General features: G+C 38.2%; 2 protein-coding genes. One reads left to right on the top strand and one right to left on the bottom strand.

All coding sequences use genetic code 11. The features are described from left to right. Positions 1–456: 456 nt before the first annotated feature. Positions 457–3,060 carry an ATP-dependent chaperone ClpB gene (gene clpB, locus ACK5ON_RS12970; protein ID WP_409823261.1) on the bottom strand — a complete coding sequence of 868 codons (2,604 nt, stop codon included), beginning with the start codon at positions 3,058–3,060 and terminating at the stop codon, positions 457–459. A gap of 164 nt (positions 3,061–3,224) precedes the next feature. Here clpB and ytxJ point away from each other — a divergent pair. Further along, positions 3,225–3,587 (top strand): bacillithiol system redox-active protein YtxJ (gene ytxJ / locus ACK5ON_RS12965; protein WP_409823259.1); only part of this gene is annotated, 363 nt, incomplete at its 3' end.

The following is a 3,587-nucleotide window of genomic DNA, read 5'->3' as shown; positions in this document are numbered from 1 at the left end:
GAAATGTCCGTCAATTCTTTTTAGATTTGATGGTTGTCCACAGTTTGGACAAAATTTAGAATTTATTTCGGTATTACAGTTTTTACAATTCATTTATTTGGTCAAATATTTTGTCAGTTCCTTTTTTTGCTGTCGTTTCGGTAAAATTGCCACTAACTTGTATATATTCGCTAATCAGTAGCTTATATACTCCAAATATATAATTAATTCTTTTATTACAAATCATCAAAAGTGCTTTTTATTTGTTGAATACTATTCGTTCTTGCATGCTAATAAAAGCACTGCGTTCAATCCCAGCTGACGATTGGAGAATCCATATACCCAGTTTTTAACCCCAACTAATGTCAGGAATAAAAATGCAATACGTTGAAAATTTGGCACCTATCACAAAAAAGCCCCGATAGTCATGAACCATCGGGGTTTTTCAATCCAAATCATTTTATATCAATCAAGTTCTTAGCTTACCAACTCGCTTTGGTTTCGAAATACCAATTGTCCGTCAAAAGCATCGAGTAAAATAATACTATCCGTAGTTACTTTACCAGCCAATATTTCTTTAGAAAGTTGGTTCAATACTTCACGTTGGATAACTCGTTTTACAGGTCGCGCACCATATTGTGGGTCGTATCCCTTTTCGGCTAAATAATCAATAGCTTCGGGTGTTGCATCCATGGTAATGTTTTGATGCGCAAGCATTTTAGTTACACTTTTCAATTGCAAGCCAACAATTTGCTTGATATTGGCACTAGTCAACGGAGTAAACATCACTATCTCATCAATACGGTTGATAAACTCTGGGCGCACAATTTGTTTCAGTAAGCCCAAAACTTCCACTTTAGCGACTTCAGTTGCCGCATCTACACTTCCTTTGAGGTTATCAAATTTCTCCTGTATGATAGCGCTTCCTATATTAGAAGTCATAATGATAATGGTGTTTTTGAAATCAGCCACACGTCCTTTGTTATCCGTCAAACGTCCTTCATCTAAAACTTGTAATAGGATATTAAAAGTATCAGGATGCGCTTTTTCAATTTCGTCTAATAGAATTACAGAATAGGGTTTTCTTCGCACCGCTTCCGTCAATTGACCGCCTTCGTCATAACCCACATATCCTGGAGGCGCACCAACTAATCTACTCACCGAATGACGTTCTTGATACTCGCTCATGTCAATTCGGGTCATGGCGTTTTCATCGTCAAACAAATATTCCGCCAAAGCTTTGGCTAATTCGGTTTTGCCCACACCTGTGGTTCCAAGAAATAGGAAGGTGCCAATAGGTTTTTTCATGTCTTGTAACCCAGCACGACTTCTGCGCACAGCATCACTCACGGCTTCTATGGCTTCTTCTTGACCAACCACTCTGCGGTGCAATTCTTCTTCTAATTTCAAGAGTTTTTCTCGTTCGCCTTGCAACATTTTCATTACCGGAATTCCAGTCCATTTGGCTACCACTTCGGCAATATCCTCACGAGTTACTTCTTCTTTAATCAGTGAAGTTCCCGATTGATTTTCTTCCAATTGAACTTGTAATGCATCCAAACGTTCTTGAGCGTCTTTAATTTTTCCATAACGAATTTCGGCTACTTTTCCGTAATCGCCATTGCGTTCTGCTTGTTCAGCTTCCGTTTTGAAATCTTCTATTTCTTGCTTTACGTTTTGAATACTATCCACGACATCTTTCTCCGATTTCCATTTGGTAAAGATTTCGTTGCGCTCTTCTTTTAAATTGGCTAAATCCATTCCGAGACCTTTCAATTTGGTTTCGTCATTCTCCCGCTTGATGGCTTCCATTTCGATTTCCAATTGCATGATTTTTCTATCCAAAACATCCAATTCCTCAGGTTTTGAATTAATCTCCATGCGTAACTTGGAAGCGGCTTCGTCCATCAAGTCAATGGCTTTATCGGGTAAGAAACGATTGGTAATATAGCGTTGCGACAATTCCACCGCAGCAATAATTGCATCGTCTTTGATACGCACTTTGTGGTGAGTTTCATATTTTTCTTTAATCCCACGCCGGATAGAGATGGCGCATTCGGTATCAGGTTCATCCACCATCACTTTCTGAAAACGTCTTTCGAGTGCTTTGTCTTTTTCAAAGTATTTTTGGTATTCGTCTAATGTTGTAGCACCAATAGCACGAAGTTCGCCACGAGCCAAAGCAGGTTTCAAAATATTAGCTGCATCCATAGCGCCTTCACCTCCACCAGCGCCAACCAACGTGTGAATTTCATCAATGAAAAGTACAATATCGCCTTCGGCTGAAGTTACTTCTTTCACCACTGATTTCAAACGTTCTTCAAATTCTCCTTTGTATTTGGCCCCAGCAATCAAAGCACCCATATCTAAGGAATAAACAACCTTGTCTTTCAAATTCTCTGGTACATCGCCGTCTACAATTCGGTGTGCCAAACCTTCGGCAATAGCGGTTTTTCCAACGCCTGGTTCGCCTACTAACATTGGATTGTTTTTGGTTCGACGGGTTAAGATTTGCAACACTCTTCTAATTTCTTCATCCCTGCCAATCACTGGGTCGAGTTTACCTGTGCGTGCTAGTTCGTTTAGGTTCTTGGCATATTTGTTCAGTGCATTATAAGTTTCCTCGGCAGAGGCAGAGGTTACGCGTTCGCCTTTTCGTATTTCGGCAATGGCAGCTTGCAACCCTTTTTCAGTAACACCTTGATCTTTTAAAATCTGCGCAACTTTATTTTTCGATTTAAAAATGGCGAGGATTAAATGTTCGATAGAAACAAATTCATCGTTCATTTTCTTGGCAATGATTTCGGCTTCGTTCAAAGTTGTACTTGCCTCGCGAGAAAACATTAGGTCACCGCCCGAAACTTTTGGAAAACTTTGAATGGTGCTATCCAATACTTTCTTGAATAACTCCACATTAACGTTGAGTTTTTTCAAAATGAAAGGCGTCACATTTTCATCAACTTCCAAAATGCCTTTGAAAATGTGTTCGTTTTCGACTTGTTGTTGTCCAAAACTTTGTGCAATTTGCTGTGCTTGTTGCAACGCTTCTTGCGATTTGATGGTGTATTTATTGATGTTCATATTTTGTTGTTGTGTTTGTTTAAACTTGTTTGATATTGTTTAAAGTTGTTACTTTTGCTTATACTTGGTCAATTTATATTCCAATGTAAAAATACAGTCAAAATGTCTTTAAAATTATGATTTTCATCATGTTTTAATGCCAAAATGACACAAATCTAGACAAAATGAGTTTACTAAAAAACCTTTTCGGTAGTTCAGAACCAACTACCAACAATTCCAATGTTGAATGGATACCTTTAACCGATTTGGGACAATTGAATGAAATCATAAATAAATCAACTGAAACTCCAGTTGCTATTTTTAAACACAGTACCCGTTGTAGCGTGAGTAGAATGGCGTTGAAACAATTTGAAAGCGAGTTCAATTTGACATCTAAAGTTACACCTTATTTCTTAGACCTGCTAGAACATCGGGATATTTCTAATGAAATTGTTATTCGTTTTGGCGTTGTACATCAATCGCCACAATTAATTTTGATTAAAGACGGGAAAGCGGTTTATAATGCTTCACATAGTGATATTGCTGCA

Source organism: Flavobacterium sp. (genome assembly GCF_046317795.1).
In the GTDB taxonomy this organism is placed as follows: Bacteria; Bacteroidota; Bacteroidia; order Flavobacteriales; family Flavobacteriaceae; genus Flavobacterium.
This window is presented reverse-complemented; position numbering and strand designations above follow the sequence as displayed.

What these genes read in the sequence shown, in the direction of transcription:
- clpB (WP_409823261.1), bottom strand. Translation starts at nt 3,060, where the DNA reads ATGAACATCAATAAATACACCATCAAATCGCAAGAAGCGTTGCAACAA.